The 14,671-nt window shown below is 72.6% G+C and carries 14 protein-coding genes; 1 reads left to right on the top strand and 13 read right to left on the bottom strand.

The features are described from left to right. Positions 1 to 6: 6 nt before the first annotated feature. The 7 genes from J421_RS05940 to J421_RS05910 form a co-directional block, all read right to left on the bottom strand. Positions 7 to 3,231 carry a SusC/RagA family TonB-linked outer membrane protein gene (locus J421_RS05940; RefSeq protein WP_025410252.1) on the bottom strand — a complete coding sequence of 1,075 codons (3,225 nt, stop codon included), beginning with the start codon at positions 3,229 to 3,231 and terminating at the stop codon, positions 7 to 9. A gap of 65 nt (positions 3,232 to 3,296) precedes the next feature. Next, positions 3,297 to 4,508, bottom strand: coding sequence for a GntR family transcriptional regulator (locus tag J421_RS05935; protein ID WP_025410251.1), 1,212 nt, complete (start codon positions 4,506 to 4,508; stop codon positions 3,297 to 3,299). 209 nt (positions 4,509 to 4,717) lie between these two features. Next, a complete protein-coding gene (locus J421_RS05930) occupies positions 4,718 to 6,070 on the bottom strand; it encodes a cytochrome P450 (protein WP_025410250.1) in 1,353 nt (450 codons plus the stop codon). A gap of 272 nt (positions 6,071 to 6,342) precedes the next feature. After that, on the bottom strand, positions 6,343 to 6,705 hold the full coding sequence (locus J421_RS05925; RefSeq protein ID WP_025410249.1) for a hypothetical protein: 363 nt from the start codon (positions 6,703 to 6,705) through the stop codon (positions 6,343 to 6,345). A 37-nt stretch (positions 6,706 to 6,742) separates the two neighbouring features. Continuing rightward, the gene (locus tag J421_RS05920) at positions 6,743 to 7,327 is read right to left on the bottom strand and encodes a TetR/AcrR family transcriptional regulator (RefSeq protein ID WP_025410248.1); all 585 of its coding nucleotides are present in this window, start codon (positions 7,325 to 7,327) and stop codon (positions 6,743 to 6,745) included. 114 nt (positions 7,328 to 7,441) lie between these two features. Continuing rightward, entirely contained in the window at positions 7,442 to 7,726 is a 285-nt protein-coding gene (locus J421_RS05915) for a hypothetical protein (protein ID WP_148306174.1), read from the bottom strand. A gap of 235 nt (positions 7,727 to 7,961) precedes the next feature. Then, the gene (locus tag J421_RS05910; RefSeq protein ID WP_148306173.1) at positions 7,962 to 8,303 is read right to left on the bottom strand and encodes a hypothetical protein; all 342 of its coding nucleotides are present in this window, start codon (positions 8,301 to 8,303) and stop codon (positions 7,962 to 7,964) included. A gap of 19 nt (positions 8,304 to 8,322) precedes the next feature. Between J421_RS05910 and J421_RS05905 the strand changes: the two genes are divergently transcribed. Next, complete coding sequence (locus tag J421_RS05905; RefSeq protein ID WP_025410245.1) at positions 8,323 to 9,306, top strand: YheT family hydrolase; 984 nt, start codon at positions 8,323 to 8,325, stop codon at positions 9,304 to 9,306. Between the two features lie 340 nt (positions 9,307 to 9,646). On the opposite strand, the gene J421_RS05900 is transcribed toward J421_RS05905, so the two are convergent. From J421_RS05900 to J421_RS05875, 6 genes are all read right to left on the bottom strand, one after another. Beyond that, positions 9,647 to 10,369, bottom strand: coding sequence for an alpha/beta fold hydrolase (locus tag J421_RS05900; protein WP_025410244.1), 723 nt, complete (start codon positions 10,367 to 10,369; stop codon positions 9,647 to 9,649). After that, complete coding sequence (locus J421_RS05895; protein WP_025410243.1) at positions 10,354 to 10,590, bottom strand: hypothetical protein; 237 nt, start codon at positions 10,588 to 10,590, stop codon at positions 10,354 to 10,356. The genes J421_RS05900 and J421_RS05895 overlap by 16 nt, the downstream gene beginning before the upstream one ends. Continuing rightward, on the bottom strand, positions 10,587 to 11,828 hold the full coding sequence (locus tag J421_RS05890) for a carboxypeptidase-like regulatory domain-containing protein (RefSeq protein WP_025410242.1): 1,242 nt from the start codon (positions 11,826 to 11,828) through the stop codon (positions 10,587 to 10,589). The genes J421_RS05895 and J421_RS05890 overlap by 4 nt, the downstream gene beginning before the upstream one ends. 327 nt (positions 11,829 to 12,155) lie before the next feature. Continuing rightward, on the bottom strand, positions 12,156 to 13,085 hold the full coding sequence (locus J421_RS05885) for an ABC transporter permease (protein WP_025410241.1): 930 nt from the start codon (positions 13,083 to 13,085) through the stop codon (positions 12,156 to 12,158). A gap of 4 nt (positions 13,086 to 13,089) precedes the next feature. After that, a complete protein-coding gene (locus J421_RS05880; protein WP_025410240.1) occupies positions 13,090 to 14,115 on the bottom strand; it encodes an ABC transporter permease in 1,026 nt (341 codons plus the stop codon). Between the two features lie 53 nt (positions 14,116 to 14,168). Then, positions 14,169 to 14,669, bottom strand: a complete 501-nt coding sequence (locus J421_RS05875) for a hypothetical protein (protein WP_025410239.1) — start codon at positions 14,667 to 14,669, stop codon at positions 14,169 to 14,171. Between the last annotated feature and the right edge of the window lie 2 nt (positions 14,670 to 14,671).

The following is a 14,671-nucleotide window of genomic DNA, read 5'->3' as shown; positions in this document are numbered from 1 at the left end:
CCGTGGTCAGTAGTTGAGCGTGAGGCCGAACGTCACCGTGCGCGCGAGCGGATACGCGCCGATGTCGATGCCGCGGTTCGTCGCGCCGACCGACTGGCCGCTCACGTCGGGGTCGAAGCCCGAGTAGTCCGTGATCGTGAACAGGTTCGTGCCCGTCACGTAGACGCTCGCGCCCGACAGGTTGCCGCGGCGCAGCAGACGGCTCGGCAGCCCGTACGAGAGCGTCAGCGTGCGCAGACGCAGGAACGAGCCGTCCTCGAGCAGGTTGTCGGTGAAGTTGTTCGTGCCGACCTGGTTCGGGTTCTCACCGATCTTCGGGTACTTCGCGTCGGTGTGCGTCGGCGTCCACGCGTCGTAGTAGCGGTCGGCGAGGATGTTGACGCGCGGCGAGCTCTCGGTGCGGATGCGGTTCACGTTCAGCACCTTGCCGCCGTACGAGCCCTGGAGCAGCCCGGTGAGCTGGAAGCCCCGGAACGCGAACGTGTTCGTCAGGCCCAGCGTGAACTTCGGCGTCGGATCGCCGATGTCCGTGCGGTCGTTCAGCGTGATCACGCTGTCGCCGTCGAGATCCGCGATCAGCATGCTCCCCGGCTGGAACTTCGCGTTGTTGAAGTTCTTCCAGTAGATCGTGTTCGCCTGCGCCGAGTCCTTGATCACGCCGAGGCTCTTGAAGCCGTAGAACCGGCCGATCGGCTTGCCGACCTCGATGAACGTGCCCGGCAGGTTGTAGTCCGTCGTGATGAGATCCGCGTCGATGCGCGCCGCGCCGCCGAGGTCCACCACGCGGTTCTTGTTCGTCGCGTAGTTGAAGTTCGCGCGCCAGTCGAAGCCGCCCTTCTTCTTGCCCGCGTCGACGAGGTGCAGGTCGAGCCCGAGCTCGAAGCCCTTGTTGTCCACCACGCCGCGGTTCGCGAGCGCCTGCTCGAAGCCCGTCTCGAACGGCAGGTTGATGAACAGCAGCAGGTTGCTCGTGCGCTTCGCGTAGTAGTCCGCGGTCACCGACACGCGGTTGAACAGCCCGAGGTCGAGGCCGACGTCCGTCTGCCGCGTCGTCTCCCAGGTGAGGTCCGGGTTCGCGATGCTCGACGGGAAGTAGCCCGACGTCGGCGTGCCGCCGAAGCTGTAGCCCTGGTTGTCCAGGCGCGCGAGCGAGTTGTACGGGCGGATCGACGGGTTGCCCGCGAGACCGTACGACACGCGGAGCTTCAGCTCGTCCACCGCGCTCACGTGCTTCATGAACGGCTCGTCCGACACGCGCCAGCCGATCGCCGCCGACGGGAAGCCGCCCCACTTCTTGTTCGCCGCGAAGCGGCTCGAGCCGTCCGCGCGGTACGTGAACGTGAACAGGTAGCGGTCCATCAGCGTGTAGTTCACGCGGCTCAGCCACGACTCGAGCGTCTGCGTCGTGTGCGCGCTCCCCACGCCCGGGCCGCCCTCGCGCGTGCCCGCGCCGATGTCGAAGTAGCTCGTGATGTCGTTCGCGAAGTTCGAGTTCGACATGTTCGAGCGGTCGACGTCGGTCTTCTGACGGCTGTAGCCGCCGAGCACCGTGAGGTCGTGCACGCCCATCTCCTTCTGGTAGGTGAGCGTGTTCTCGTTCACCCACGACGACGTCGTGCTCGTGCCGCGCAGCGCCTCGCCGTTCGCCTGCTGGCCGCGCAGCGTCGTGCGCGGGTAGTACGTGTTGCGCCAGCGGTCCGCGTAGTCGGCGCCGAGGCTCACGCGCAGCGTGAGATCCTTCAGCAGCTTCGCCTGGCCGAACAGGTTGCCGAGCAGCCGCGAGTCGCTGAGCGAGTCCTTCACCTCGCGCGCGAGCGACACCGGGTTCGGCGTCTGCGGCGCGTCGAGCAGCGCGTTGTACGCGTTGAGATCGGTGTTGATGTACGAGTACGTCCCGTCCGCGCGGTACACCGGCAGGATCGGCACGTACTGCAGCGCGCCCGACACCGCGCCGGCGTTCGCGTTCTGCTGACCGCTCGTCGGCGTCGCCTTGCTGCGCGTCTGGCTCGCCGTGAACGAGCCGCCGAGCTGCACGCGCGACCCGATCGCCTGGTCGATGTTCAGGCGCGACGAGAGCCGCCGCAGCCCCGAGCCGAGCACGATGCCGTCCTGGTCGAAGTAGCCGCCCGAGACGTTGTAGCGCGTGATGTTCGTCCCCTGCGTCGCGCCGCGCACGCCGAGCTGGAAGTTGCGCATCGCGCCCGTGCGGAAGATCTGGTCCTGCCAGTCGGTGTTGATCCCGCTGGCGAGGAGCCGCGTCTTCACGGAGTCGGGGAACGGCGTGAAGGCCTGGCTCGACGCCTGGCCGAACGCGTTGGCGTAGTCCATGTAGCCGGCCGCGTCGAGCAGGTCGTACTTCTTCGAGATCGTCGACGCGCCCGTGTAGTAGTCGAGCGTGAACTGCGGCTTGAGCCCCTTCCCCTGCTTCGTCGTGATGATCACGACGCCGTTCGCGCCGCGCGCGCCGTAGATCGCGGTGCTCGACGCGTCCTTCAGGATCGAGATCGACTCGATGTCGCTCGGGTTGAGCGTGGAGAGCGGGTTCGGCGGCGTGGTGCGCGTGCGCCCGCCGTTGCCCGGGCTCGATCCCTCGATGTCGTTCTCGATCGGGAAGCCGTCGATGACGTACAGCGGCTCGCCGCTGCCGGTGATCGACGACATGCCGCGGATGCGGATCGTCATCGCCCCACCGGGCTCGTTCGACGCCGTCGTCACCTGCACGCCGGGCGCGGTGCCCTGCAGCACCTGATCGATCGACGCCACCGGCGCCTTCTCGAGCGCCTCGGTCGTCACCGTCGAGACGGCGCCGGCCACGTCGCGGCGATTCTGCGTGCCGTAGCCGATGCTCACGACCTCGCTGAGCTGCACGGCCTGCGCGGTGAGCTGGAAGCTCGCCGTCGCCGCGCCGTTCGCGATCGTCACCGTCTGCGTCGCCGGCGCGAAGCCGATGCGCTGCGCGCGGAGCTGCACGGTGCCGCTGTTGGGCAGCCCACGCACCGTGAACCGGCCGGCGGCGTCGGTCGACGCGCCGTTCTGTGTGCCGACGACGAGGACGTTCACGCCGGGAACCGGAGTCCCCGTCGCGGCGTCGACGACGGTGCCGGTGACGCGCCCCGTGGCCGGCTGGGCCGGCTGCTGCGCGCCCTGCCCGTACACGGCCACGGGCCGCGTGAGCGTGGCGACGGGGATGAACAGCGAGGCGGCCAAGCCGAGGCCTTTCGCCCACTTCATCTGGACTCTCCGGGAAGGACGGGTAGTGCGGTTGGAAGACAAGGGGCCTAACGGTGTTGGGCGGGTCACGATCGTCGCTGAGCGGCGAGCGCGCGCCGGGCTTCGGCGCGCGCGCCCCCCGCGTCGGGATTGGGATCCGCGGCGCTCGGCGACGCGCCGCACGAGCGGCGCACGACGAGCTCCGGGTCGAGCAGCTGGTGCGCCGGCGGACGCTGGCCGGCGAGGCGGGCGAGCAGCGTGTCCACGGCCAGCGCGCCGATGCGGTCCGCGGGCTGACGCACCGTCGTCAGCGGCACGCGCGCGCGCCCGGCGAGCTCGATGTCGTCGAGCCCCACGAGCGCGATGTCGTCGGGCACGCGGACGCCGTGGTCGAGCAGTGCGTCCTCGAAGCCGAGCGCGCCGAGGTCGTTGAACGCGAACATCGCGTCGGGGCGGCGCGTCAGGCGCGCGACGTGCTCGCCGATCGCGTACCCCGACTCGTAGTCGTTCCACTCCCCTTCGAGCGGGTACTGGTACTGGAAGGCCGGGTCGACCGAGAGCCCGCGCTCCTGCAGCACCTCGCGGTAGCCGCGGCCGCGCAGCTCGCCCGCCGCGCTGCCGAACTTGTCGCAGATGTACCCGATGCGGCGCCTGCCTAACGCGTACAGGTGCTCGGCGGCGAGCCGCCCGACGCGCGCGTAGTCGGTGCCGACGAACGGCACGTCCTCCCCCTCGGTGTACGACACCATGACGTAGGGGAAGTCGGCGTCGTGCAGCGACCGCAGCGTGTCGCTGAGACGGTACGTGCGGCTCATGGAGACGACGATGAGCCCCTGCACGCCGAGCCCGAGGAGGCGGCGGATCTGCTCCTCCTCGCGGTCGAGCCGGTTCGAGCTGGACGCGAGCAGCAGCCCGTAGCCGACGGCGTCGGCGCGCTGCTGCGCGGCGTGGGCGACGAGAGAGAAGAACGGCGAGCTGAGGTCGCGAAGCACGAAGCCGAGCATCCGGCCGGCGCCCGCGGTGCCGTTCTTCGGCGCGGGGGCCCCCGGGAGATCGGTGGGCGCGGGGCGCACCGCGACGAACGTCCCCCGTCCGACCCGGCTGTGCAGGACGCCCTCGGCCACGAGCCCGGAGAGCGCCTTGTTGATCGTGATGACCGAGACGCCGTACGTGGCGGCCAGCTCGCGGTGGGGCTGGAGCTGGGTGCCGACCGGGATCGCGCCGGAGACGATCTGCCGGCGGATGTCGGCGGCGACCTGCTGGTAGAGCGGGGTCGAGGCTCCGGGGTCGATGCTCACGTCGGCTGCGCTGGTGGACTTCCGATCGTGCGGCGGGTCGTGCGGCGGGTGGTGCGGCGAGCGCTCGGCGATTTGTACAATGACTGTACGAAGTGCGAATCCGCGGGTCCGCCCGGGTCGACGAGCGAACGGCAGTCTGCCCGACGTGATTGATATTGTCAATAGGGGCAATCATGCCACACCGGCCCCCTCGCGCCCCCCGCCCGCCGCTATTCGACGACCGAGAACCGCAGCCGAAACGGGCTCAGCGTTGCTGGCAGCGGCCGACCCGCGTTCAGCCGCACCGGCGGCCGCACCGCCAGTCGGCGACCCGCCAGCAGCACCGCGAGGGCCGCGCTCGCCAGCAGCAGCACCACTTGACGCCCCGGACAGATCCCCGGCCCGCCGCTGAACGGGATCAGCGGCCACTCCGCGGGCGCCGGACCGTCGCCGAGCCAGACCTCGGGCGCGAGCCGGTCGGCGAACGGCAGCCGCGCGTCGTCCCGATGGAAGAACGGCGTGAAGATCAGCACCCCGGCCCCCGCCGGCATCGCTCCGCCCTCCCACGTCGTCGGGCCCGTGCTCTGACGCAGCACCATCGGCGTCGTCGGCCATAGCCGCACCGACTCCAGCACGCACGCCCGCAGATACGGCAGCTCTGGCGCGCCCGCCGACGCCGCGCCACCGAGCTCCTCGCGGGCCCGCGCCTCGTGGGCGGGATGCGTCGCGAGCAGCGCCAGCGCGCGGAACGTCGCCATCCCCGCGGCGTCGAACGCGAACAGCCACTGCGGCACCTGCCCCGCCGGGTCGGTCCCCGGCAGTGTCGGCACCCGCGCTGCGACGCTCGCCAGGCTCCCCGGCTCGGCCCGCGCCACGTGCGCCGCGAGCCGCGCCAGGAACCGGTCGCGCAGCGGGCGCCGCTTCGGCCGCAGCGGCCCCCAGTTCGCGTCGCCGCGCAGATCCGCCAGCAGGTCGGTCAGCTCCTCGTCGTCGCGCGCTCCGTCGCCGAGCGTCACTCGGCGCACGACGCGGAACCAGGCGGCCGCGAAGCCCGCCCAGTCGAGCGTTCCGTCGCGCCCGACGGTCTCCAGCAGCCGCCCCATCTCCTCGCGCACGACGCCGACGAACCCCTCCGCGAGCGCGTGGCGCGGCCGCTCGCTCTCCAGCACGGTGTCGTTGAACCGCCGCCGCTCGACGCGCTCGGCGCCGTGCGAGATCAGCACGCCGTGCGGCTCGAAGTGCGACAGCGCCGCGCGCTTCTCGCTGCTCGCCGCGGCGAACGGCTCCGGCGTCGCGGCGAGCACGCGCCGCACGTGCTCCGGCGCGAGCACCACCGCCTGCACGCGCCCCGGCAGCCGCAGCAGCACCGGCCCGGCGCCGTACCGGTCGCGCAGCCGCTGCAGCCGCCGCACCGCCCGCCGGTCGAGGTCGAGCCGCTCCGCGATCGCGATGGCCCTCGGCCGCCTGATGATGACCCCCTTCGCCAGCGTCGGCAGCACCACGTCCGCGAGCACGCCGAGCGTATCGGCCAGCGACGCCGTGGGGAGCGGCGTGTCCTTGGGCGTGGCGCTCTGCGAGATCATCGTCTTCGCCGAGCGGCAGGAGGCATACCGCCGTGCCGTTCGGCTCTCGCGCGGACCACGCGGTGAATACCATCGAACCGCAGAGGGCCACAGAGGACTGCCTCTTCGAACAGCAAAAGATCTGGGGATGAAAGGATCCTGATGGATCCTGGGATCCTTTCATCCCCAGGTATTTGCTGTTGGTGTTCTCTGCGGCCCTCTGCGTCCTCTGCGGTTCATTCACACAGCGGAGGCGCCACTCCGCGTTCTCCGCGCCTCCCGTGAGAGGCCGTTCAGCGCGCCGTCGCGAGCTTCGGCCGCCCGAGCATGCCGAGGAGTCCACCGATCGCGCCGGTGACCGCGGAGCTCACGGTGCCGAGCGCGAGCAGCGACGTCGGCACGTCGCCGAGCAGGTGCGAGACGAGGATGCCGAGGAACGCGCAGATCGCCCCGGCGAGCAGTCCACCGACCGCCGCGTCGCCGCGTGTGGCCCCCGGCGCGAGCCGCGCGTACAGCACGCCGGCGACGAGCGAGAGGCCCATCCCGCCGACCGCGAACAGCGCCTTGACCGCGGGGCTCGAGTGTCCGGCGACGACCATGGCGACCTGCAGGACGGTGCCGACCGTGGAGGCGATGGCGAGGGCGCGCGTGTTCATGGCGGTGGGGGCTGGAGGGAGGAGCAGCGGGAGGGGATCAGACCGCGGCTTCGAGTCGTGCGACGTGGTCGCGGAGCATGCGGACCGCGTCGTCGAACGGCGCCGCCGAGCGGTGTGTGCGGGCGAGCATCACCCCGCCTTCCATGGTCGTGAGCGCGAAGACGGCGAGCGCGCGGCGGTCGACGTCCGCGGGAAGCCGATCGCCGGCGTCGACGAAGCACCGCTCGACGGCCGCGACCCACGCGTCGAAGTTCGCCGCGAGCCGCTCGCGCACCGGCGGGTCGGGCTCGTGGATCTCGAGCGCGAGGCTCCCGATCGGGCAGCCGTAGCTGCAGTCGGTGGCGACGAGCGCGCCGCGGTAGCGCGCGAGGAGCGCGAAGACGCGGTCGATCGGGTCGTCGACGCCGGTCCACGCCGGGTCCAGCAGCATCGGCCCGATGCCGGCGTGGTAGGCGTCGAGCACGGCGAGGAGGACGTCCTGCTTGCCGGGGAAGAAGTGGTACAGGCTCCCCGCGTTGACGTCGGCCGAGTGGAGGATGTCGGCGACGCTCGTCGAGCCAAAGCCCTTTGTGGCGAAAAGGACTCTGGCGGCGGCGAGGATGCGGTCGCGCGTGTCGGGCACGGCGCCAAGGTGTTGAACGATCGTTCAACCCGCAAGGGCGCCCGTGACGAGCCGCACCGGTCGGCCTCCTGCCGGGTGCCTAACGCATCGCGATCGCGTTAGGCACCTCCCCGCTCACGGCTCCCGCGCCGGCAGCACCGACAGGATCCGCTCGTCCGACGACAGCGTCACCTGCACCCGATCCCCCGGCGAGAGCGTCACCAGCCCGCTGCTCGGCGTGCGCGACCGCGCCAGGATCCGCGCCACGATGTTCGCCTGGTTGTCGCCCCCCACCGCGCCCTGCCGCACGTGCAGCGTGTCCGTGCGCCCCGGCATCACCGTGCCGATGCGCGTCTGCGCGCCGCTGCTCGACACGGCGTAGACGTCGGCCTGGTCGAGCGACTGGTTCGTGAAGATCACGTACGCGGGCTCCGGGCCGCCGCGATGCAGAGGCCCACAGGCGCCGGCGACACACAGCGCCAGCACGGGAACGAGACGACGGGAGCGCGATGGACGCAGCATACGACCTCCGCAACGTGAGCGGTCGAAGACGAGTGAATGGCGCGGGGGGGGCCGCCGCATGCGCATAGAGATACCAGCGGACCGCGCGCACGTTCCGCGCGGTGCGCAGACCGCGTACCGGCCGGCGCTCATCTCAGTACAGCTTGCCCACCGCCCGCGCGCCGAACCACGCCGCCACCAGCCCCACCGCCGCGACGACGACGGCGCCGGCGAGATGCGTCCCCCCGCCGTGCCCGCGCTCCACGTCGAGCGCGTAGCGCAGCATCCCGTGGTTCAGCGACGCGAAGCAGAGAAAGAGCCCGACGAGCAGCAGCGGGCTCACGAGCGCCGTATCGCGCAGCCGCCAGGTCGCGTCGCCGCGCGCGCGCATCGCGCGTCCCACCGCGCCGTGCAGCACGCCGAGCACGACGAGCGTCTCGGCCAGCGTCACTACGAGCGGTATCAGCAGGTATGAGCCGAGCGAGGGCGAGGGCATGGCGCAGTATACTGTGGGCATGGCGCACGCCCCGCACCCGTTCCGCGCCCCGTGGTGGGCCCGCAACCCCCACGTGCAGACGATGTGGGGGAAGTTCGTCCGCCGTGCGCGCCCGGTGCCGACGCGTCTCGAGCGGTGGGACACGCCCGACGGCGACTTCGTGGACCTCGTGCGCCTCGACGCCGCCGCGCCCGACCGCCCGCGCCTGCTGTTGCTGCACGGCCTCGAGGGAGGCGAGCGCTCGCACTACGCGCAGGGCCTCTTCGGCGAGGCGCGGCGCCGCGGGTGGGCGATGGACCTCCTGCTCCATCGTACGTGCGGGCCCGAGATGAACCGCACGCGCCGCTTCTACCACTCCGGCGAGACGTCGGACGTCGCGTTCGTCGTCGACCGGCTCGCACGCGAGACGCCGGCGCGGCCGTTAGGCATCTGCGGCGTGTCCCTCGGCGGCAACGTGCTACTGAAGTACCTCGGCGAGCGCGGGCCCGAGGTGCCCGGCGCGGTGTTCGCGGCGATCGCGGTGTCGGTGCCGTACGACCTCGCGCGCGGCGCCCGGCACATCGGCCGCGGGTTCGCGCGCGTCTACGAGCGCAACTTCCTCCGCTCGCTGCGCGGCAAGGTGGTCGCGAAGCGCGAGCGCTTCCCGGACCTCGCCGACGACGCGACGCTCCGACGCGCGCGCTCCATCTGGGACTTCGACGACGTCGTCACCGCGCCGGTGCACGGCTTCCGCGACGCCGCCGACTACTACGCGCGATCGAGCGCGCTCGGCTTCCTCGCCGGTGTGCACGTGCCGACGCTGCTCCTGAGCGCCGCCGACGATCCGTTCCTCCCCGCCGCGGTGCTCGACGAGGTGCGCGCCGCCGCCGCCGACAACCCCGCGCTGTACGTCGAGTTCACCGCGCACGGTGGCCACGTCGGTTTCGTCGGCGGCCGCGCGCCGTGGCGCGTCGAGTACTACGCGGAGCGGCGCACGTTCGAGTTTCTCGGAGAACGCCTTTGAACGCCTTTGAACGCCTTTGAACACCTTTGAACCGCAGAGGACGCGGAGGGCCGCAGAGGACTGCCTCTTCCTGCCCTTCTTGATTTGAACCACAGAGGACACGGAGGACACGGAGGAAACCTACAAGTGAAATGGTTCTCCTCCGTGTCCTCCGTGTCTTCTGTGGTCAATCGCAGTTGACGTTCTCTTCGACAGGTTCGAGGTGACAGGCGAGTACTCTGGGGATCCAACGGCGATGAGGAGGATCTCGAGATCTTTTCAATCGCACTTGGATCCCCAGGGCACTCGTCTATCCCCTCGCCCTATCAATGTTCTCCGCGGCCCTCTGCGTCCTCTGCGGTTAGATACCGACAAGCCCCCCGAGCACCAGCTCCGCGAGCAGGGCCGTGTCCACCTGCTCGATCGGATGCGGCGTGGCAGGCAGCACCGCGAGCTCGCCGTGCACCAGCGCGCGCCACGCGCCCGCCGTCTCCTCCACGGTCACCGTCGCGTCGCGGTCGCCCACCATCACGCGCACCGGGCAGCGCAGCCCGCCCAACACGCCGTCGGTGAGCGGCGCGTCGTCGCCGAGCGCGGTCAGCAGCGTCGCGGTGCGCGCGAGCACCGCTTCCCATCCGCCGGCGCCGGCGTGTCGTGCCGCGAGCGCGCCGGCGAAGCGCGGCACCTTCGCGCGGATCGTCGCGGGGTCGAGACGCCGGGCCTCACGGGCGGCGGTCTCCGCGTCCCAGCGGAACTTCGTGCCTAACGTCACGACGCGCGCCACGCGGTCGGGGTATGCCGCGGCGACGAGCAGCGCCACGTAGCCGCCCATGCTGTAGCCGAACAGCGTCCCCGGCCCCGTGCCCAGCGCGTCGAGCGCGTCGATCACGTTCTCCGCGAAGTGCGCCATCGCGAATGACCGGTCGCGCGGTGCGGTGCGCCCGTGGCCTTCGAGCTCCACGACCGATACGCGCGCGCCTCGCGCCTCCAACCGCTCCGCCAGCGGCGCGAGCTGCTCGGCGGCGCCGAGCGCGCCGTGGATCAGGAGGACGCGGCGTGCCGCGGGCGTCAGCGCTTCGTCCACACGAGCAGCACGCCGCAGTCTCTCGCGCGGGTCGTCGTGAACTCCGCCGGCACGCCGGTGCCGTTGCGATACAGCTCGAAGCCGAGCACCTCCTCCGGGCGTACGAGCGCGTCGAGGTCCTCGGCGGCGTCCATGACGAGCATCCCGTCGATGTAGACGTCCGGCTTGCACAGCGTGCCGCCCATGCCGCCGTGGATGAACAGCCGCTTCGAGCCGCTCATGGCGTTGATCGCGCCATAACGGCGCGGCAGGATCTCCACACCCGGCATGCGACGCAGCGCGTCGGTCGCGTCCACCGGGGCCGACTTCGCCATGTCGTCCGCGGACAGGAAGTGCCCCGCGGCGCTCCGCCGCTGTCGCTCGAAGAACGCCAGGCGCGCGCGCGCGACGAGCGCGTGGGCGCGCCCATCACGCGCACCGTCTCGAGCGTCGTGACGCGGCTGCCGAGCACGATCTCCGCGTCGCTCGCGCGTCGGCTCGACAGCTCCACCGGCACGCGCCGCGCGTCGAAGCCTAACGCGCGCGCCTCGACCGAGAATGTCCCCGACGGCAGCCCTTCGAGCACGAAGCGGCCGTCGTCGCCCGCATCGGCGCGCCGGTCGGTGCCGAGCAGCAGCACCCGCGCGCCCGACGCCGGACGGCCATCGGGGCGCCGCACGACGCCGCGCAGCGTCGCGTGCCCGCGCAGCCGCTCGGCGCCCGGATCCGGCGCCGAATCGTTAGGCGCCGCGGCGACCGTCGCGGCGGCGGAATCGGCGAGCCGGAAATCGCGACGCAGCACGCGCCCCGCCGGTACGCGCAGCTCCACCAGCCCTGCGCGTCGCCCCGGCGCCTCCGCGCCGCCGACGATCGGGTCGTCCGCCGGCACCCCGCAGATCGCGTAGTAGCCGCCGGGCCGCACGGCGGCGGGGATGCGACGCCGCTCGAGATGCACGCGCGCGCCGTCGCCGAGCGCGAGCTCCTGCCACGTCACGACGACGCGCGCCGAGTCGAGCGGCGCGTCGGTCTCCGCGTCGCGCACCTGGCCCACGATGGCGCCCGTGCTGTCGTCGGCGCGCGCCGTGCTCCCGCAGATCGCCGCGCGCAGCCGCGTGCCGCCGGGAATCGCGAGGTCGAGCCGCCGCGCCGTGTCCGCCGGGATGTCCACGACGTGCATCGACGGGTCGAGGCCGAGCAGGTCGAGCGCGGGATGCACGAACCCCGCGAGATACCGTCCCGGGCTCACGCCCGTGATGCGGTAGCGTCCGAGCGAGTCCGCTTCCGCGCTGAGCACGCGCGTCGGATCGCGCTCGGCGGCGAGCTGCACGAGCGCCCCGGCGAGCGGCGCGCCGCTCACGCTGTCGTACACCGTGCCCGTCACGGCGACCGTCTGCGCGCGCACGACGTGCGCGATCGTGAACGCGATCGCGCCCACCGAGAAGCGCGCCCGGCGCGTGAAGGAGAGGACTGTCCGTGGCATGAGTGATCCCAACCTACGAGCACCGCTGCACTCGGCAATGCCGCGTGTGACGTACCGGAATCGAACCGCGGCGGACGCAGAGGGCCGCAGAGGACCGTCCTCTTCGATCGAACCACAGGTTCGGGGTGCTGGGCGAGTACGACTGCGGATCCGACGGCGATGAAGAGGATCTCGAGATCTTTGCAATCGCACTTGGATCCCCGGAGTACTCGCCTGCCACCTCGCCCCATCGGTGTGCGCTGCGGCCCTCTGCGTCCGCTGCGGCTCACTCACGCAGCCAGGGCAGTTCTCCGCGTTCTCCGCGCCTCCGCGCGAGACGCCCGTCTCTCACCCCTCTCGCGCGATCTGCCCGAGCGCGGCCGGCGCGGCCCCGGCACCGCGACGCGCGCCCGCCGTCGCGAGCACCACGAGCGTGAGCGCGTACGGCAGCGCGAGGAAGAGCTGATACGGCAGCGCCCAGCCCATCGCCTGGAACAGGTACTGGAGCGCGCTCGCCGCACCGAACAGCAGCGCACCCGCGGCGACGCCTAACGGATGCCATCGCCCCAGCACCACGATCGCCACCGCGATGAAGCCGCGCCCCGCGCTCATCCCTTCCGCGAACGTTCCCGCCTGCGCGAGCACGAGCGTCGCGCCGGCCACGCCGCCCATCGCGCCGCCGAACAGCACGGCGCCGAATCGCACGCGCCGCACCCGGATCCCCGCCGCCTCCGCCGCCTCCGGTCGCTCGCCCACGGCGCGCAGCGCGAGTCCCGCGTGCGTGCGGTACATCCACCACCACACCGCGGGCACGAGCGCGTACAGCGCGTACGTCGCGGGCGGCTGCGCGAACAACGCGCGTCCCACCACCGGCAGCGCGGCGAGCCCCGGCACCGCGCGCGGCGGCGTGGTCGGCGTCGACAGCGCCGCGCCGACGTCGCCGTACAGCATGCGATACAGGGCGCCCGTCAGGCCGAGTCCCAACAGCGTCACCGCGGTGCCGGTGATGATCTGGTCGCTGCCGCGCGCCACGGCGAACACGGCGAACACCGCGGCGATCGCGGCGCCGGCGAGCGCCGCGGCCGCGAACCCTGCCAGCGTCCCCGCCGCGCCGGCGCCGACGAGCGCCGCCAACGCCCCGGCGATGATCGCGCCCTCCACGCCGATGTTGATGAGCCCCGCGCGCTCCACCACCGCCTCGCCTAACGCGGCGTACGCGAGCGGCGTCGCGGTGCGCACGGTCGCCTCGAGGAAGCCGCCGAGGGCCGAGTCGGGCACCGCGTCAGTCCCTCCGCCCCGTGGCCCGCGACGTCGCGAGCAGCGCGAGCAGGATCATCGCCGCCTCCACCACCGACGCGAGCACCGACGGCACACCCGCGTCGCGCTGCATCGCCGCGGCGCCCGCCTCCAGCGCACCGAACAGGATCCCGGTCCCCACCACGCCTAACGGATGCAGCCGCGCGAGCAGCGCCACCGCGATCGCCGTGTAGCCGTAGCCCGGCGACAGGCTCTCGTACAGCGCGTAGGTCACCCCCGTCACCTCCACCGCGCCGGCGAGCCCCGCCAGCGCGCCGCTGACGAGGAACGCGCCCGCCTCCACGCGTCCCACGCGCACGCCGCCGCTCGTCGCCGCGGCGAACGGGTTGAGCCCCACCGCGCGCAGCCGGAACCCCGCCGCCGTCGTGCGCAGCATCCACCACAGCGCCACCGCGCACGCGAGCGCGAGCGCGAACCCGACGTGCAGTCGCGACCCCTGCACGAGCAGCGGCAGCCGTGCCCCCGACGCGAGCGACGACGACTGCGGGTAGATGCGCGTCGGCTCCTGCAGCGGACCGCGCACGAGCCACCCCACCGCGTTCAGCGCGACGAAGTTCAGCATGAGCGTGCTGATCACCTCGAGCACGCCGAAGCGTCGGCGCAGCACGGCGGCGATCCCCGCCCACGCCGCGCCGGCCGCCGCGCCCGCGAGCAGCTCCGTCGGCACGGCCAGGCCGCCTAACGAGGCCGCCCACCGCACCCCCACCGCGGCGGCCGCCGTCCCGCCGGCCAGCAGCTGCCCCTCGGCGCCGATGTTCAACACGCCGGCCCCGAACGCGACCGCGACCGCGAGTCCCGACAGCACGAGCGGCGTCGCGCGCACGAGCGTCGCCGAGACGATCGCGTACGACGTGCCTAACGAGCCACGCCACAGCGCGTCGAACGCGGCGCGCGCGTCGTAGCCGCCGGCGGCCAGCAGGAGAGCGAGCACGCCCGCCGCGGTGAGCGCGGCCGCGAGAGCGAACGCCGCGCGCCGGAGCGCGTTGGACATGGCGTCGGGCGCCCTGGCAGGCGCGGGGTCGAGCACCGCGTCGCGCGTCGGCGTCAGTCGCTCCCGCGCAGATCCACCGCCGGCGCCACCGAGGCCGCGCCGGCGCCCGCGCCCGCGCCGCGCGAGCGGAACACGCGGTACTCCACCACGCCGCTGTCGCACACCAGCCGCGCCTCCGAGTACGGCACGCCGAAGTACGTGTACGCCCGCACCCGCGCCTCCAGCCCGCCGCACCGGCGCGCCGCGGCGCTCGTCGGATGCGAGTCGGGCACGCGGCGCACGCTCACCACGCGCAGCGTGCGCACCACGCCGTGCCGCTCGATCGGGCCGTTCCACAGCCGCGACGCGCTCACCTTCGCGTTGCGCGCGTACGGCCGCAGGTCGCTCGGCAGCGCGCCCACGCCGTCGTCGATGATCCACCGCGGCACCGCCGCGCCGAGCGTCAGCACCAGCACCTTCCAGCCGACGCTGATCGCGCCCAGCGTCAGCAGCAGCCGGCGGCGGGACCGGCCGCGCGGCGTGGGCGCGGAAGTGGGCGGCGTGGTGGGCGGCACGG

Origin of the sequence: Gemmatirosa kalamazoonensis, from assembly GCF_000522985.1 — a bacterium.
GTDB classification, from domain to species: Bacteria; Gemmatimonadota; Gemmatimonadetes; order Gemmatimonadales; family Gemmatimonadaceae; genus Gemmatirosa; species Gemmatirosa kalamazoonensis.
This window is presented reverse-complemented; position numbering and strand designations above follow the sequence as displayed.

Coding starts and splice junctions, on each gene's coding strand:
- J421_RS05905 (WP_025410245.1), top strand. CDS start 8,323: ATGGCGCACGCCCCGCACCCGTTCCGCGCCCCGTGGTGGGCCCGCAAC.
- J421_RS05930 (WP_025410250.1), bottom strand. CDS start 6,070: ATGATCTCGCAGAGCGCCACGCCCAAGGACACGCCGCTCCCCACGGCG.
- J421_RS05880 (WP_025410240.1), bottom strand. CDS start 14,115: ATGTCCAACGCGCTCCGGCGCGCGGCGTTCGCTCTCGCGGCCGCGCTC.
- J421_RS05895 (WP_025410243.1), bottom strand. CDS start 10,590: ATGAGCGGCTCGAAGCGGCTGTTCATCCACGGCGGCATGGGCGGCACG.
- J421_RS05940 (WP_025410252.1), bottom strand. CDS start 3,231: ATGAAGTGGGCGAAAGGCCTCGGCTTGGCCGCCTCGCTGTTCATCCCC.
- J421_RS05925 (WP_025410249.1), bottom strand. CDS start 6,705: ATGAACACGCGCGCCCTCGCCATCGCCTCCACGGTCGGCACCGTCCTG.
- J421_RS05890 (WP_025410242.1), bottom strand. CDS start 11,828: ATGCCACGGACAGTCCTCTCCTTCACGCGCCGGGCGCGCTTCTCGGTG.
- J421_RS05910 (WP_148306173.1), bottom strand. CDS start 8,303: ATGCCCTCGCCCTCGCTCGGCTCATACCTGCTGATACCGCTCGTAGTG.